This is a genomic window from Priestia endophytica DSM 13796 (genome assembly GCF_900115845.1).
In the GTDB taxonomy this organism is placed as follows: Bacteria; Bacillota; Bacilli; order Bacillales; family Bacillaceae_H; genus Bacillus_I; species Bacillus_I endophytica.
Genome location: NZ_FOXX01000001.1, coordinates 787,616 through 803,697 on the forward strand (window position 1 = coordinate 787,616; position 16,082 = coordinate 803,697).

Genomic DNA, 16,082 nt, shown 5'->3' on the forward strand with positions numbered 1-16,082 from the left:
GCGGATTTTTTTACTGTATTAATCGTTAAGGTCTGAGATTACAATTTCCACACGGCGATTCTTCTTCATCTCTTCTTCTTGGTTACTTATCTTAAGTGGCTTTGTATCCCCATACCCAATTGCCACAAACCTACTTGAGTTAATGTTATAGGTTTCTGACAAGTATTGAATAACACTGCTTGCTCGGGCAGTAGAAAGCTCCCAATTTGAAGGATAATAACTGTTTCGAATAGGCCTCTTATCTGTATGACCTTCAACACGAATAACATTTGGTAGTTCTTTAATAATTTCACCTATCTTATTTAAAAACGGTCGAGATTCAGGAACGAGACTTGCTTCCCCTGTTGGGAAAAGGATCTGTTCTTGTAAAACAAGGACAACTCCTCGTGAATCTTTATTAGCGGCGATTTTATCATCTAAGTTGTTTTTCTTCAACTTCCCTTTAATATAAGCCAAAAGATCATCAGAGTTCATCTTTGACTGTGCTTCTCCTTGACTTTCTTTACTATGTACATCTTTCGTTTTCTCACTAGCTAAGGTCTTATCCATTGAGCCAACAAGCTTCTGAAACTTGCCGCTATTAATATGAGACATGGAGAATAAAAGAACAAAAAAAACGAGAATAAGCGTAATCAAGTCTGCGAATGTGACAAGCCATTTTACATTTCCTCCATCTTCACCACGCTTTGGGCGACGAAGACGACGTTTTCTAGATTTCAATTTCTTTAACTCCTTGTACACCTTTTTCCAACTTGTTCTTCTTACGTTTTAAACGTTCTTCTGTCGATAAAAAAGCAGCTAGCCGCTCTTCTACCATACCTGGATTTTGACCTGTTTGAACTCCAATAACGCCTTCAATTACACACTGTCTTAGAAAGATTTCTTGTTCTGTTTGTAACGAAAGTTTTGCTGCAAGGGGCTGAAACACTAAATTAGCAAGCAGTGAACCATATAGTGTTGTTAAAAGAGCTACTGCCATATTTGGCCCAAGTAAAGAAGGATCATCCATATTTTTCAGCATTAATACAAGGCCAATAAGAGTACCGATCATTCCCCACGCTGGTGCATATTCAGCAGCTTTCTCAAAAATACTTCGTCCTTTACGATGACGTTCTTCTAGTGCATCAACTTCTAGATTTAATATTTCCTCAATAGTATCTGTCTCTACTCCATCAACAGCTAAAAGAATCCCTTTCTTCAGAAAGCGATCTTCTACATCTCCCATCTCTGCTTCAAGAGATAAAAGCCCTTCTTTTCTTGCTTTATTAGCAAAAGCAACAAAAAGATCCACATATGGTTCAGGCTCAAAATTTTGAGTACGAAATGCCTGCTTAGCAATGGTTCCTACTTTTTTAAGCTCGTTTATACGAAAACTAACAAAAAGTCCTGCTAAAACTCCTCCTAACACAATAAAGAAGGAAGGGATATTTAAAAGGGAAAAGAAGTTCTCAATCCCTCCACTTGTAATAACTCCAAAAATAATAATGGCACAACCAACAACTAATCCTAGCGGTGTAAGAATATCATATTTCTTCATTACGTTTCTCCATTTTCTTTTACCCCGAGCTTTTTAGAAAGTTAGTTTCTCACTCATGAAAGCTCATCAGCAGCAAACTTAGAAGTCTGCTGCTGATGAGCTTTTAATCATTTTGTAGAATTGCGATATTCAATTCGATGTGGAAGTTGAACAATGTTGCTGTCAACTTGCTCTTTGTTCATTAATTTTGTTAATAGTCGCATTGCAACAGCTCCAATATCATACATTGGTTGTACAACAGTTGATAGCTGCGGGCGCACCATTGTCGCTAATCTTGTATTATCAAATCCAAGCACTTCAATATCTTCTGGAATTGAAACGCCTTCATCTTGCGCTCCGTGAATAACTCCAAGAGCCATTTCATCTGTTGCAACAAAGATAGCTGTTGGACGATCTTCTAATTTCAAAAGTTGCTGAACAGCTTCAATTCCTGAATCGTATGTGTAGTCTCCTTCAGCAACATAATCTTCATTATAAGAAATATTTGCTTCTTTTAAAGCTCTCTTATAACCTTCATTTTTCTTTAAACTATTGATTGGTTCTTCCTCAGGGCCTGAAACATAGCCAATCTTTTGATGACCCTTCTCGATTAAAGCGTTTACTGCATCATAAGCAGCTTGTTCATACTCAATATTTACAGATGGAATTTCTTCTGATTGTTCAACAGATGCAGCAAGCACAACTGGAACTGGAGATTTTTTCAGTTCTTCAACATGCTCTTCCTGTACATTTCCACTCATAAAAATAATGCCGTCCACTTGTTTGCCAAGCATTGTATTTAAGAGATGGAGCTCTTTATCTTTGTTTTGATCTGAGTTGCTCAAAATAATATTATATTTATACATTGTTGCAATATCTTCAATACCACGTGCAAGCTCTGCGTGGAAAATGCTTGAGATATCAGGGATAATAACCCCTACTGTCGTTGTTTTCTTACTAGCAAGGCCTCTTGCTACAGCATTTGGGCGATACCCAAGTCTTTCAATTGTTTCTAATACTTTCTTTCTTGTTGATGGTTTAACATTCGGGTTTCCATTTACTACACGTGATACGGTTGCCATTGAAACATTCGCTTCTCTTGCAACATCATATATTGTAATATTCATGTTTTAACACTCCTTATATCAACGCTTTTCGCTTAGCTTATCCATGTTTTTCACATAATAGTGATTAAATTTTGGATTCATTGTCTGTAAATAATATACGATACTATTTACATAATGACAAATGCTTATTGGTCTCTCATGTATATTTTTCACAAAAAGTTTACTAAATCGCATAAAAGAGGCTCGGCAACACGCCGAGCCTTTGGTATTACTCTTACATATTCCTACAAAAGAATGCTATTCGTGTAAGTAACCGCTTAGTTTCTCGTACGTAATGTCAAAATGAGAGGTATTCCACTCTACGTTGCCTTGCTTAAAATAAAGAACTTGAGGTGATTCATGTTTTACATTGTATTGCTCTGCCACATAATTTGAAAGAGGGCGTGCTTCTTGGACATATAAATAATAGCAGGGAACATTTTCTTCTTTAGAAAACTTCTCATATTGTTCAAAAGCATTTTGACTAATAGGACACGTCGTACTATGCTTTAATAAAAATAACGTATTATTTGCTTCTAGTGCTTGATTTAATTGCTCTTCTGAAAAAATTTTATCCACGCTCAGAACTCCTTTAGCTTGTAAAAATTAAAACGTTGCTAATAAAATTAGCAACGCTTCATTTCATTAGTGCTGATTTGAAGGTGTTTCTCCCTTGTATTCAGGACTTTTTACTTCTTCATCTAGCTTTTCTAATCGATCTTCTACTTCACTTTCAAGAACTTGAAGACTTGCATTTGAGATTTCATCATCTTCTTTGTTACGGAAGTTTTTCACTTTATCCATCACATTAGATGATTGCTTTGAGAAATTTTGAGAAAAGTCTGCTGTTTTTCCTTTTGCTGACTCAGCAAATCCTTGACCTTTTTCCACAGCAACGTTTTTAAATTCCTCTGTTTTAAGGCGAACATATGCAGCTTGTTCGTTTAAATCTGTGCGAAGTTCTTTACCAGATTTCGGTGCTAATAGAAGTGCTGTAGCTGCACCAATCACTCCGCCAATAACAGTTCCAACGATAAATTCTTTCCCGTTTCGATCGCCCATAATTGAATCTCCTCCTTTGAATCCTACATATACATACGTGAACGTTTCGGAACGTTCTCTTCTTCAATTTGTGGTGATTGATTTTGTTGTTGATTTCGTTTTCCTTTTACTTTGTTCCAAATATCCATTGCGACGTTACTCCATTGAACAACTTGAGCAATTTTATCTTTATTAGCTTCAGTTTGTTCTGTGACCGTTGTAGACACTCGCGAAATAGATGTGTTTAATCCTTGAATAGAGTTTCCTACTTGTCTAACAGAGTCTACTACACTGTTTAGTGACTCTGATTTTTTTTGAATGTCAACTGCTAGTGCATTTGTTTTATGAAGCAGCTCTGTTGTTTCAACGGTAATACCCTTCATTTGCGTTTCCACACCTGTTAACGTTGTAGACACAGAGTCTAACGTAGTTTGAACAGATCGCAAAGTTTTGGAAAGTGAAATAACGAGGAAAAGAAATGCAACAGCAATAACTGCAACGCTTAAGTACAAGATGATAATCATGAACAGTAACCTCCTACTCTTTGATACGATTCACTACCCTTTTTCACCTAGAAACAAACATATTATTCACTGTGGACAGGAATCTCGGAAAAAGGAAGCAGGTCTCTTTATGTACTTATACTATTTTATCATTCGACAGAAAGAAAACAAACTCCTCTGTTTTTTTTATTCCCTTTTATTCATATTTTTATGAAATTTTCCTCTTCTAGGGTACAATAAGGACAGATATTTATTTCCAAGGAGGTTCCTCATGAAAGATCCAAGAATCCAACAATTAGCGAAAAACCTTATTCAATATTCTGTAAAGCTACAAAAAGGTGAAAAAATTCTCATCGAAAACTTCGGTTTACAAAAAGAACTTGTTACAGCACTTGTAAAGGAAGCTTATGAAGCTGGTGGACTTCCATTTGTAAGCTTAAAAGACCATACAGTAGATAGAAGTCTCTTAATGGGGGCTTCTGCAGAACAGTACGAGCTTATCGCTCAATTTGAAGCGAATGTTATGAAAGAGATGGACGCTTATATTGGTCTTCGCGCAGGGGACAATATTTTTGAGCAATCAGATGTGCCTGCTGAAAAAATGAAAATCCAAGGCGATACAGTAGGCAAGAAAGTTCACCGTGAAATTCGTGTACCAAAAACAAAATGGGTTGTTTTACGCTATCCTACAGAATCAATGGCTCAGCTTTCAAAAATGAGTAAGGAAGCTTTTGAGGATTTCTATTTCAATGTTTGTAATCTTGACTATGGCAAAATGAATAAAGCAATGGATGCTCTTGTAGAACTTATGAATAAAACAGATAAAGTTCAGCTTATTGGAAAAGATACAAACTTAACATTCTCTATTAAAGACATCCCTGCTGTGAAATGTGCAGGTGAAATGAACATTCCTGATGGAGAGGTTTTTACAGCTCCTGTTCGGGATTCTGTGAACGGGGTTATCACTTACAATACACCATCTCCATACCAAGGATTCACATTTGAAAATGTAAAATTAACGTTTGAAAATGGAAAAATTATTGATGCAACAGCAAACGATACTGAACGTATCAATCATATTTTTGATACTGATGAAGGAGCTCGCTTTGTTGGGGAGTTTGCAATTGGGGTAAACCCATACATTCAACATCCAATGCAAGACATCTTGTTTGATGAAAAAATTGACGGTAGCTTCCACTTTACTCCTGGAGAATGTTATGAAGAAGCCTATAACGGCAACCATTCTAACATTCATTGGGATATGGTAATGATCCAACGCCCTGAATATGGTGGAGGAGAAATTTACTTTGACGATGTCCTGATCCGTAAAGATGGTCGCTTCGCTATTAAAGAATTAGAAGCTTTAAATCCAGAAAACCTAAAATAAAAAAGGTTCCCATTAGGGAACCTTTTTTATACGAGCGTTTTTTGGTATAATTCTTCAAACTTTTGAATGTCTCCTGCTCCCATGAAAATTAAGACACCTTTTTCATGTTTGCTAAGCTTTTCAATGCTTTCTTCGCTAATAAGCTCTGCACCTTCAATTTTAGAACGTAAATCCTCAATTGATAAGTTTCCTTGTTTTTCACGAGCAGATCCAAAAATATCGCAAAGATAAACTTTGTCAGCACTTTGAAGAGATTCCGCGAACTCCCCTAAAAACGTTTGCGTACGTGTAAACGTATGTGGCTGGAATACAGCAATAATTTCACGATCAGGGTATTTTTGACGAGCTGCACTAATTGTTGCTTGAATTTCAGTTGGATGATGTGCATAATCATCAATAATTACTTGAGAACCTAACACTTTCTCACTGAAGCGACGCTTTACTCCTTCATAGGATTTAAAACGCTCTTGAATGATTTCGGAATCAATTTGCTCATAGTGACAAAGAGCAATAACAGAAAGAGCATTCAAAATGTTATGGTCTCCATAACCTGGAATATAGAATGTTGCATAAAATGTATTGCGTACGAACACATCAAATGTTGTTCCTTCTGTTGTTTTCTCTACGTTGCGAGCTTGAAAGTCGTTTCCTTCTCGGAACCCGTAGTAGAGAACAGGTACTTTAGCTTGAATTTTTTGCAGATGTTCATCATCTCCGCAAGCGATAATTCCTTTTTGCACTTGAAGAGCCATCTCCTGAAACGCACTGAATACATCATCTACGTTAGCAAAATAGTCAGGGTGATCAAAGTCAATGTTTGTCATAATCGCATAATCAGGATGGTAAGAAAGGAAATGACGACGATATTCACATGCTTCAAATGCAAAGTATTGGCTATCTGCCGTTCCCTTTCCTGTTCCGTCACCAATTAAATATGACGTAGGACGCGCACCTTGAATAACATGAGAAAGCATGCCTGTTGTGGACGTTTTCCCATGCGCTCCTGTAACAGCAACGCTTGTATACTGTTTCATAAAGTCTCCTAAAAAACGGTGGTAGCGAATGACTTCTAAACCTTGCTCTTTCGCTGCTTCAATTTCTTCATGCGTATCTGGAAATGCGTTGCCCGCAATAATCGTTAATCCTTCGTGGATATTATCTTTGGAAAATGGATGAATTGGTATGTTCCGATCTTCTAACGCTTTTTGAGTAAAAATCTTTTTCTCAATATCAGAGCCTTGTACTTGAAAGTCCATATCATGTAAAATCTGCGCTAGTGCACTCATGCCAGTTCCTTTAATTCCAACAAAATGGTAAACAGTCATAGAAAAGAACCTCCAAAATACGTCTATCTGTAAGACAGTATATGACGTTTAGCTTAATTTGGTTATAAATACTTGTAATCTTACTCTTATTGCTTGCATAAAATTAAATTTTCAATCATAAATCTTGAGCTTTTGACAGTAGAAAGAGGCCTTGCCTCAGGGTGCTAACGAGCTTAAAAAAGAATAAAGAACCTACTTTATGTACAGCTTTTCACTGTAACAGTTCATCATTATACCATTTCTTTAGATAATAAACCATTAAGTTTGAGGATAAGTTTCTGTATGTTTTTCCTTTTTTTCCATATTTAGCTTTCCCTTTTTTCTACTTCTCTCATTCATAAAAATAGCTTTTTTCTTTCAATTTCTGTACTTCTTCATTTTTGACATACTATTTGGCGTGAAGTCAGAGCACTTTTTAGAACAAAATGTGCTTTTTAGCTATAAAACAATGGTGTCTTTTCATATAGTAAAACATTTTTTGTCTCTCGACAACGTTAAGTTTTATTCTTCACATATATGCCGTTCTTTTATTAAAATGTACTTGTTCCTTGAAGCTCCATAAGCTCATCCTCACTCATTAACACATCACGAGGCTTACTGCCTCTTGATCCTGAAATAACGCCTTGTTCCTCCATCATATCAATGAGACGTGCTGCACGGTTATACCCTACTCGAAAGCGACGCTGAACGCTTGATGTTGAAGCACCGCCTTGATTGATTACAAACTCACAAGCCTCATAAAAAAGCTCGTCTTCATCGCTCGCAAAGCTATCATTCTTTTGAAGAAGCTGCTCTTGATTAAATAAATAGTTCGGCTTCATTTGGTCTCTTACATGCTGAACAACTTCATCAATTTCCTCATCTGACACAAAGTTCCCTTGAATCCGTACTGATTTTGACGAACCATTTGCAAGCAGAAGCATATCTCCTTTTCCGAGTAGCTTCTCTGCTCCCGCTGTATCAATAATTGTTCTTGAATCTACTTGTGAAGATACAGAAAAGGCAATACGTGTCGGAACGTTTGCTTTGATCAGGCCTGTAATCACGTCTACGGATGGACGTTGTGTAGCAAGAAGCAGATGAATACCACATGCCCGGGCTTTTTGTGCAATTCGACAGATTGCCTCTTCAACTTCCCCTGGAGATACCATCATAAGATCAGCAAGCTCATCAATAATAATAACAAGGTAAGGAAGCTCCTGCCCTTTCTCTCCTTTTTTCTCAACAAGCTCATTATACTTTTTAATATCACGTACTCCTGTATGAGCAAAGAGTTCGTATCTTCTTTCCATTTCCTCCACAGCCCACTTCAAAGCAGAAGTAGCAGCTTTTGCATCTGTAATAACTGGGCTTACGAGATGAGGAATATGGTTATATGGCGCAAGTTCTACCATTTTGGGATCAATAAGCATCAATTTCACTTCATGTGGCGCTGCTTTATAAAGAAGACTTACAATAATTGTATTAATACAAACACTTTTCCCTGAACCCGTTGCTCCTGCAATAAGACCATGCGGCATTTTGTTTAAGTCCATTACAATAGGCTCACCTGAAATATCTAGCCCTAAAGCAACAGAAAGCGGTGACGCGCTTTGTTGAAATTCATTACTTTCTAGAATTTCTTTTAAAAGAACAGGTTTGCTATTTCGGTTTGGAAGCTCAATACCAATTGCATTCTTGCCTGGAATAGGGGCTTCCATTCGAATATCTTGAGCCGCCATACTTAACTTAATGTCATCAGTTAAGTTTGTTACTTTGCTTACTTTTACACCTGGTTCTGGCTGTACCTCAAAGCGAGTTACTGTTGGTCCTTGCGTAACATTTACAACGCTTGCTCGAACATTAAAGTTAAAAAGAGTTGTGTTCAAGAGCTCGCTTTGACTTTGCATCCACTCTTCATCATCCCCTTCCGTTCTTGGGGGATCTGTCAAAAGAGCTAGCTCAGGAAACTGATAATATTCTCTATTAACCTCTTCTTCTAATTCTCTATCACTGCTACTATCACGTTCATTCATCTCTTCGTTAGTTGGAAGAATCGTCTCTTTTTCTACTTTTTTTTTTAATTCCTGTCGATCTTTTTTAAGCATCATAACATTGAAAGGCACATGCCGTTTTCGTTTCTCTTCCCTGTCGTCAGATGACATTTTTCTTTGCTCATGAGCTTCCTCAACAGGAGCTTCAGTCTGCTTCTCTTCAGTAGGCCCGGGTTCTTTTATCTCGTATTCTTTCATTCTTTCATCTTCTACTGAAGCTGAGCTTGTCTCCTCTTCTTTTCTCTCTTCTTCTATCTCTTGAATAGGAGACAAAGAGACAGAATTCTGTGTTGCTTGTTCATCTTCGATTTCGTTCTTAAAAGAGGGAGCAGGAGCTTCCTCTTCTTCGTATAAAGAAGGCTCTTCTGTAGCTGACACTTCTTCTTTTGCTTCATGTGTATACATAGAAGGTACTTCTTCAAGCTGCTCCGTCTCTTCGTAAGAAACAATCTTCTCCTTTTGAAGTGGCTCACTTTCATTCATCATATAAATCTCTTCTTCTTGTGTCGGTGGTAAATGCTCTTCAAAAGTAGGGAATGCACGATAAGCTGATTCATCTTTCTTCTCTATTTCACGTCGTTCTCTAATTGGCGAAGATGAAGGAAGCTCAAATTCAATAATGTCGTCGTCATAAACTTCCTCGGGTTCCTCCTTTTTATCTGGACGCTGATTAAATCCATAAATAGGAGAAGGTATTTCAGTTGGGCGAAACGGTCTTGTTCTTAACTTTTCTTCTTCTACCTTTGGTTTTAGGTGATCAGAAGACGTTCTTTCACTACTTTCTTGCTGCTCTCTCCATTGTTTTGGCGTTCTTCTTCTCTCTTTGGACGGGATAGAGCTTTCTCCATTAGAAACAGGCTGTTCTTCATATTCTTCCTTCCATCGCGCTGATGGGCGGACCTCGTGATTTCTTCTCCTATTAGATGGTCTACTAGACGGACGTTTTGGTTGTTCTTCTTCTCTGTAACGATGAGCTGCGTTTTCTTCTTCTTTCCAACGCGCTGACGGACGCACTTCACGCTCTTCTTCTCTCTCTTGTCGAGGCTGTCTAACGTCTGCATTATCATCAATAAGAGGGAAACGAAATTTTCCTTTTGGATATTGATAAGCGACTCTCGTTTCCAAATCAGACTGCGGTGTTTTCACTCCGTTTGGCCCACTCGGTTTTACGATTGGATGTTTTGGTTGCTTTTTAGGACTTTGCTGCTGTTTCTTTTTCTCTTCTTGAGCAGGCTCTTCTACAATAATCTCCTTCACTTCATATCCTAACAAGTAATCCACAAATTTTCGGATAAAACCCATTTTCATCACTCCAACGTTTTACTTTATCTATTCAAATTTCGGCTTAAATTTTTCACAAAGGAATTCTTTTCATTTTCACATACATTTTACCACGTTTTTAAGATTTTCTATCCTCTTCTTCATATTTTTACAAATAAAGACCACTAGTGTATACACTAGTGGTCTGTAATTTTATCAAATATAAAAAAGAGCTTTCAACGATTTTTAAACATTTGTAATGTCTGAAAGAAAAATGTAGTATTTGTCTCTAGACTCTCTTCTATTTGTTATTTATTTGTCAAAAAAAGGTTTTCCAACTTCTGCATTATCTTCTAAAACAAGAATACCTTTTTCCTTCGGTGCATCCGGAAGTGCTAATTCTTTTGCTGAACAGATCATTCCAGAAGAAGCAATGCCTCGAAGCTCTGCATCTTTAATTTCTATTCCGCTTGGCATAACAGCTCCAACCTTGGCCACAACAACCTTTTGACCTTGATCAACGTTCGGTGCTCCACACACAATTTGAAGTGTTTCACTTCCTACGTTTACTTGACATACATTTAATTTATCTGCATCTGGGTGCTTTTCTTTTGATTCTACATATCCAACAACAAACTTCGGTGATAAATCAACATCTACTTTTTCAAAACCTCTTTTTTCAATTGTTTCATTGATTTTCTCTGCTAACTCTTCTGTTAGATCAACTAAGCCGTTTGCTGACACTGTAAAATATGTAGAAGCATTAAAAATATTGTATCCTGCTGTTTCGTTTGTTTTATTGTGATATACGCGTGCTACATCACCATTGCGCTCAACAGCTCGGTCTTGAAGCTCAAGTTCATTTATTTTTACGATGAGTGTATCACCGATTCCTTCTCGATTGTAAAATGCGTTCATGATTTTTTACCGTCCTTTTTTCTATTTTTAGCTAAAATGAAAATTGGCTCTAATCCACCGTTCTCATAAAGGAAAGAGAGTGCTGTAATGGGCACATGACCATCAGCAAAAAAGCTCATTGTAATCTGTGCAAGCACGTCATAACCTGTATCGTTTTTAATATCAGCAATAATTAAAACGTCTTGATGTGGAACAGCCACTGCCATTGTACCATGAATTTCGGCTGAGAATTTCTTTAAAATTGACTCGTTTAAAATGCGACTAGCATCATAACCGTCTTTGTTGTTAACAAAGTAGAATGTATTTCCTGCTACAGTATCTTCTCGATATGAAAGTGGCAACGAACGAAGGTTGAAACGAGCCATCTCACGAACTTTCAGTAAATCCCATCCTTCTTTTTTCAAAAGGCGTTCATCAATAAGACGATACGTCGTCCCAAGGTCAAGGGCATAGTAAATACGTGTCTCTGCCGTATGGTCATCATATAAAAGCTTTGTACCATCGTTCGCTTCTGTTGGAAAAGAGGTTGAGCGAATAACAGGATAAACATTCCGTTCTTTGCCTGTTAATTCTTGTTCCTCGGACATTACTTTCAATGCTTCTTCTATATAGTAAACCATCTCATCAATGGCTTTTTCTTTCCTTACTTCCCATTTTGCAATAAGGCCTGGTAAAGAAACTGTTGTTCCCTTTTTTGTCTCTTTATCTTCAATGCGCAACGTGTCTTTTTCACGATCAAAAGAAAATGTCCAATGATCATTTTTCAATCGTTCTTTTAAAAGATCACGCATCTTCAAGCTTGTCATTTTCAACTGCTCTCACTCCTTAAGAATTAGAGGGTAGTCCTTCGATAAACTGCTCAATTTCTTCCTGTGTTTTTCTATCTTTGCTTACAAATCGACCAATCTCTTCCCCATTGCTAAATGCAATAAAACTTGGAATACCAAAGATATTAAGTTCTTGGCATAACTCAATAAAGTCATCACGATCTACATAGAAGAATTTATATTGATTATATTTCTCCATAACTTCTGGTAAAATGGGCTCAATTACACGACAGTCCGGACACCAGTCTGCTGAAAACATGAAAATGACAGCTTCGTTCCCAGCTAATTCTCTATATTGTTCAATTGTTGATAATTTTTCCATTCTCTTTTCCTCCTAGATTATATAGGTAAAATATAATATCTTTTTGATGTTAACAAATGAAGAGATTCACCGCAATGAAAGTATACTAACAACATTTATCGGCAACTTTTTAATTGCTTATACTGCCCAACAAGAGCTTTTACAATATCTGTAAAAACTTGCTCTCTTGAAATATATCCTCCTGTTAAAATGCCAATAGCTCCTTCATTTTGTCTAACATTCTCTTTTTTGGCATATTCATCAATGATTTCCCCAAGCTCTCGACCACTTTTTAAAGGGGTAACAAATTCCTCTGGAAGTGGGATACGCAATCCTCCTGCTATAACAGGCTCACAGTCTGAAGCAAGAAGTGCTCCCCAGTTGCATAAAAGCAACCCCCTATCAGTCTCAACAACGCCCCCTTCTAACCCAATTCCGATTGCGACGTTTGCTTCAACCTTTGCGTTTCGAGCTCTGTTAATAGCCCCTTCAACAGTTTCCTCATCTGAAAAAGGCTGAGCAGAGACTTCGCTTGATACCGATAAAGCTTTAATTTCTGTTGTCGTAAAGACAGCTTGTACAGCTCTTACTTTTGCAGGATTTGTCGTACCGAGCGCAATCATATTCTCTTCTCCTTTCATAAAAAGGTTCGGTAGCGCAGCATACGCTTGACCGAACCTTTTTCTATTAACCTTGCTCTAAAATCGTGTTTAGCGTTGTTTGATCTGAAGATTTTACAAGCTTGATAAGCAGTTCTTTTGCTGCCGCATAGTCATCAATATGAACCATTGATGCACTTGTATGAACATAGCGTGAACAGATTCCAATTACCGTTGAAGGAACACCCTTATTTGATAAATGAACGCGTCCAGCATCTGTCCCACCTTGTGATACAAAATATTGATATGGAATATTGTTTGTTTCTGCTGTATCAAGCACGAATTCTCTTACTCCTCGATGTGTGACCATCGTCCGGTCTAGAATACGGAGGAGCACTCCTTTTCCAAGCTGTCCGAACGCATTCTTGTCTCCAGAGGTATCATTTGCAGGACTTGCATCAAGAGCATAAAAGAGATCTGGATTAATCATATTTGCTGCAGATTGAGCTCCTCTTAAGCCAATTTCTTCCTGCACTGTTGCACCTGAATAAAGCGTATTTGGGAGCTTTTCATCTTTAAGCTCTTTTAATAACTCAATTGCTAGGCCACAGCCATATCTATTGTCCCATGCTTTAGCTAAGATTTTTTTCTCATTTTTCATTGGTGTGAATGGACAGATAGGTACAATCTGATCTCCTTGCTTAATGCCCATTTCTTTTACTTCTTCTTTGCTATCTGCTCCAACATCAATAAGCATATTTTTAATGGCCATTGGGCGGTTGCGCTGACTCTCATCGAGAAGATGTGGCGGAATGGACGCAATAACGCCTACTACAGGTCCATTTTTCGTTATAACTTCTACGCGTTGGGCAAGCAGTACTTGACTCCACCAGCCCCCAAGAGGTTGAAAACGAAGCATCCCTTTATCTGTTACAGATGTAACCATAAACCCTACTTCATCCATATGACCTGCAACCATTACTTTTGGACCGTTGCCGTTTCGAACTCCAAATGTACTGCCAAGACGATCTTGAATAATTTCATCAGAATATTTCGCAAGCTCTTCTTTCATAAATGCGCGAACAGCATGTTCATTGCCTGATGCTCCAGGTAATTCTGTTAATGTTTTAAATAATGCTAAAGTTTCTTGATTCATCATCATGCCCCTTTAGATATGTATAGTTATTTCTTTATTTTATCGAAAACAATCATGAATTGCTACTGCAGAACGAATTCGCCCCTTTTTACTTAACAAACCACCTTTTGTTCTGTATACTTTCTTATAATGAAAGCTGTTACAGAAATGGAGTGGAAGAAATGAATTGGAAAAGCTTAGCTATTGGACTTGCTGCAGGTGCAGCTGGAACTTATCTTCTTCAAAGAACGTGTGAACAAAAGATGGATGCTGAAAAAGCTCTTGAAACTGTAAAACGCGTTTTCAAACAAAATGGAACAGTTAGCGGTTCTTGGATTGAAACAACTAAAAAGACGTTTCACAAAGATGAATTATTTTTTGAAGGATATCAAGGTGGTATTACAAGAAGTAAAAATGGGCTACAGGAACACTATGAGTTTTTTGTTGATAGTGTGACAGGCTCACTTATCGAATTCAAGAAAATTGGCTAGTCTCTTTGGATTTTTACTGAATCAATAATCACACCTTTATCGTTCCATTTTAGGGCACGATAATAATAATCATGATAAAAAGTTAGCCAAGCCTTTTCATCAATGGCTTTTTTTAACCAACGCTCTTTTTGTAAAACAGATGTGACCGGATAATCATCATAAGCCATAACCCACAGTGGATTTTGATGGGCATGTGTACCAAGTAAATCACCAAGATGATAAGCAGCATGCCCATCACTTTCTAGTCGGATAATGGCATGGCCGTCGCTATGTCCTCCTGTTTTAACCATTTCTATTTCGCTTATTATACTTACTGACTCTTCAAAAGGAACGACTTGCTTGCTTATCGCTTCCCAATTTTGTTTCCAATATGTGTTTCGTGAGCGAAGGTTCGGACTTCTCATCTCATCCCATTCAGTTTTAGTGACGAATATTTCAGCATTTTGAAATGTGGATACAAACCGCCCCTCTTTTACCCTTGTTAAACCACAAGCATGGTCAAAATGAAGATGTGTCATCAAAACAGCATCAATATTTCTTGGAGACACCCCTAACTCTTTAAGGGCAGGGATAAGGTTCGATTCTCTTGTTACGCCGAAATTACGCTTTTGCTTTTCTGTTAGTTTAGCAACCCCAAGCCCTGTATCAATAAGAAAGTTTTTGTTTTCTTTTTGAATTAAAATAGGATCTGTACGAAGCGGAATTTGATTTTCTTCATTTCCTTCATACTTTTTTGACCATAAAGCCTTAGGAACTACACCAAACATTGCGCCACCGTCAAGATGATTGTCTCCTCCATCTAACCAAGTAAGCTTTAGCTCCCCTAATGATAACGTTTCCAAAAAATAACCTCCCTTTTCTTTTCCTTTATTGTATCACGCTCCATTTTTTTCGCATACAAAAAATGCGCCGTCATTATACGGCGCATAAGTCTTATTTGAACTGCACTTCGCAGCGATAAATACGATTTCCTTTTTCAGAAAATTTCTCTTCATATTCTGTCATAATATTATTTTCATCCTCTAGCTTATGAAGGTCAAGGCTAACAAACGTCAGCAGCATACCATAAGCTGAAAAACTCTGAAGTGAATACTCAAATAATCCTTGATTATCTGTTTTAAAATGAATTTCTCCATTTTTAACGAGCACTTCTTCATATTGCTCTAGGAATGTTTTATATGTGAGACGTCTTTTTTCATGTCGAGGCTTTGGCCATGGATCAGAAAAGTTCAAATACACACGGTCAATCTCGCCTTGAGCAAAATAGTCTGTTAAATTTTCCGCGTTAACGTCAAGAAGCTTCAAATTTGGTAAATCTTCCTCAATAAGCTTTTCAAGAGCGCTAACAATAACACTTTGATATGCTTCAATCCCAATGTAGTTAACATGAGGATTTTGTTTTGCCATTCCAATTAAGAACTGACCTTTCCCAGTTCCAACTTCAATATGGATTGGGTTATCATTTTGAAATACATCCTTCCAGTTCCCCTTACGTTTCTCTGGAGTTGGAATAATGTATTGTGGGTGGGCATCAATATAATCTTTTGCCCATGGCTTGTTTCGCAAACGCATGTTACACACCTCATCTATTTATGTTTTTCACTTCTTTCCTAATTGAGAGGAAAGGCTGTCTAGTTCAG

Annotated in this window: 17 protein-coding genes; 2 read left to right on the top strand and 15 right to left on the bottom strand. The window is 37.5% G+C overall.

What is annotated here, in order from left to right; translation table 11 throughout:
* Positions 1-18: 18 nt before the first annotated feature.
* The 6 genes from BM012_RS04000 to BM012_RS04025 form a co-directional block, all read right to left on the bottom strand.
* Complete coding sequence (locus tag BM012_RS04000; RefSeq protein WP_061802237.1) at positions 19-720, bottom strand: OmpA family protein; 702 nt, start codon at positions 718-720, stop codon at positions 19-21.
* Complete coding sequence (locus BM012_RS04005; protein ID WP_061802238.1) at positions 710-1,537, bottom strand: MotA/TolQ/ExbB proton channel family protein; 828 nt, start codon at positions 1,535-1,537, stop codon at positions 710-712. The genes BM012_RS04000 and BM012_RS04005 overlap by 11 nt, the downstream gene beginning before the upstream one ends.
* Before the next feature lie 107 nt (positions 1,538-1,644).
* Positions 1,645-2,643, bottom strand: coding sequence for a catabolite control protein A (ccpA, locus tag BM012_RS04010; protein WP_061802239.1), 999 nt, complete (start codon positions 2,641-2,643; stop codon positions 1,645-1,647).
* Positions 2,644-2,880: 237 nt separating this feature from the next.
* Positions 2,881-3,207, bottom strand: coding sequence for a bacillithiol system redox-active protein YtxJ (ytxJ, locus tag BM012_RS04015; RefSeq protein WP_061802240.1), 327 nt, complete (start codon positions 3,205-3,207; stop codon positions 2,881-2,883).
* 60 nt (positions 3,208-3,267) lie between these two features.
* Positions 3,268-3,684: a YtxH domain-containing protein gene (locus tag BM012_RS04020; protein WP_061802241.1), complete on the bottom strand. Its 417-nt coding sequence runs from the start codon at positions 3,682-3,684 to the stop codon at positions 3,268-3,270.
* A gap of 23 nt (positions 3,685-3,707) precedes the next feature.
* Positions 3,708-4,187, bottom strand: coding sequence for a DUF948 domain-containing protein (locus BM012_RS04025; protein WP_061802242.1), 480 nt, complete (start codon positions 4,185-4,187; stop codon positions 3,708-3,710).
* A gap of 250 nt (positions 4,188-4,437) precedes the next feature.
* Here BM012_RS04025 and BM012_RS04030 point away from each other — a divergent pair, with 250 nt between their 5' ends.
* Positions 4,438-5,553, top strand: a complete 1,116-nt coding sequence (locus tag BM012_RS04030; protein ID WP_061802243.1) for an aminopeptidase — start codon at positions 4,438-4,440, stop codon at positions 5,551-5,553.
* Between the two features lie 26 nt (positions 5,554-5,579).
* On the opposite strand, the gene murC is transcribed toward BM012_RS04030, so the two are convergent.
* From murC to BM012_RS04065, 7 genes are all read right to left on the bottom strand, one after another.
* A complete protein-coding gene (gene murC / locus BM012_RS04035) occupies positions 5,580-6,878 on the bottom strand; it encodes a UDP-N-acetylmuramate--L-alanine ligase (RefSeq protein WP_061802244.1) in 1,299 nt (432 codons plus the stop codon).
* 530 nt (positions 6,879-7,408) lie between these two features.
* The gene (locus BM012_RS04040) at positions 7,409-10,213 is read right to left on the bottom strand and encodes a DNA translocase FtsK (RefSeq protein ID WP_061802245.1); all 2,805 of its coding nucleotides are present in this window, start codon (positions 10,211-10,213) and stop codon (positions 7,409-7,411) included.
* A gap of 270 nt (positions 10,214-10,483) precedes the next feature.
* Positions 10,484-11,089, bottom strand: a complete 606-nt coding sequence (ytpR, locus tag BM012_RS04045) for a YtpR family tRNA-binding protein (protein ID WP_061802246.1) — start codon at positions 11,087-11,089, stop codon at positions 10,484-10,486.
* Positions 11,086-11,895, bottom strand: a complete 810-nt coding sequence (locus BM012_RS04050; RefSeq protein ID WP_061802338.1) for a DUF1444 domain-containing protein — start codon at positions 11,893-11,895, stop codon at positions 11,086-11,088. The genes ytpR and BM012_RS04050 overlap by 4 nt, the downstream gene beginning before the upstream one ends.
* Positions 11,896-11,914: 19 nt before the next feature.
* Positions 11,915-12,238 (bottom strand): thioredoxin family protein, encoded by a 324-nt coding sequence (locus BM012_RS04055; protein ID WP_061802247.1) that lies wholly within the window; start codon positions 12,236-12,238, stop codon positions 11,915-11,917.
* Positions 12,239-12,333: 95 nt separating this feature from the next.
* Positions 12,334-12,840: a DUF84 family protein gene (locus BM012_RS04060; protein WP_061802248.1), complete on the bottom strand. Its 507-nt coding sequence runs from the start codon at positions 12,838-12,840 to the stop codon at positions 12,334-12,336.
* A gap of 64 nt (positions 12,841-12,904) precedes the next feature.
* Positions 12,905-13,972, bottom strand: a complete 1,068-nt coding sequence (locus BM012_RS04065) for a M42 family metallopeptidase (RefSeq protein ID WP_061802249.1) — start codon at positions 13,970-13,972, stop codon at positions 12,905-12,907.
* 161 nt (positions 13,973-14,133) lie between these two features.
* On the opposite strand from BM012_RS04065, the gene BM012_RS04070 reads away from it, so the two are divergent.
* Entirely contained in the window at positions 14,134-14,442 is a 309-nt protein-coding gene (locus BM012_RS04070; RefSeq protein WP_019391156.1) for a hypothetical protein, read from the top strand.
* Here BM012_RS04070 and BM012_RS04075 read toward each other — a convergent pair.
* Complete coding sequence (locus BM012_RS04075; protein WP_061802250.1) at positions 14,439-15,284, bottom strand: YtnP family quorum-quenching lactonase; 846 nt, start codon at positions 15,282-15,284, stop codon at positions 14,439-14,441. The genes BM012_RS04070 and BM012_RS04075 overlap by 4 nt on opposite strands.
* 91 nt (positions 15,285-15,375) lie before the next feature.
* A complete protein-coding gene (gene trmB, locus BM012_RS04080) occupies positions 15,376-16,014 on the bottom strand; it encodes a tRNA (guanosine(46)-N7)-methyltransferase TrmB (RefSeq protein ID WP_061802251.1) in 639 nt (212 codons plus the stop codon).
* Between the last annotated feature and the right edge of the window lie 68 nt (positions 16,015-16,082).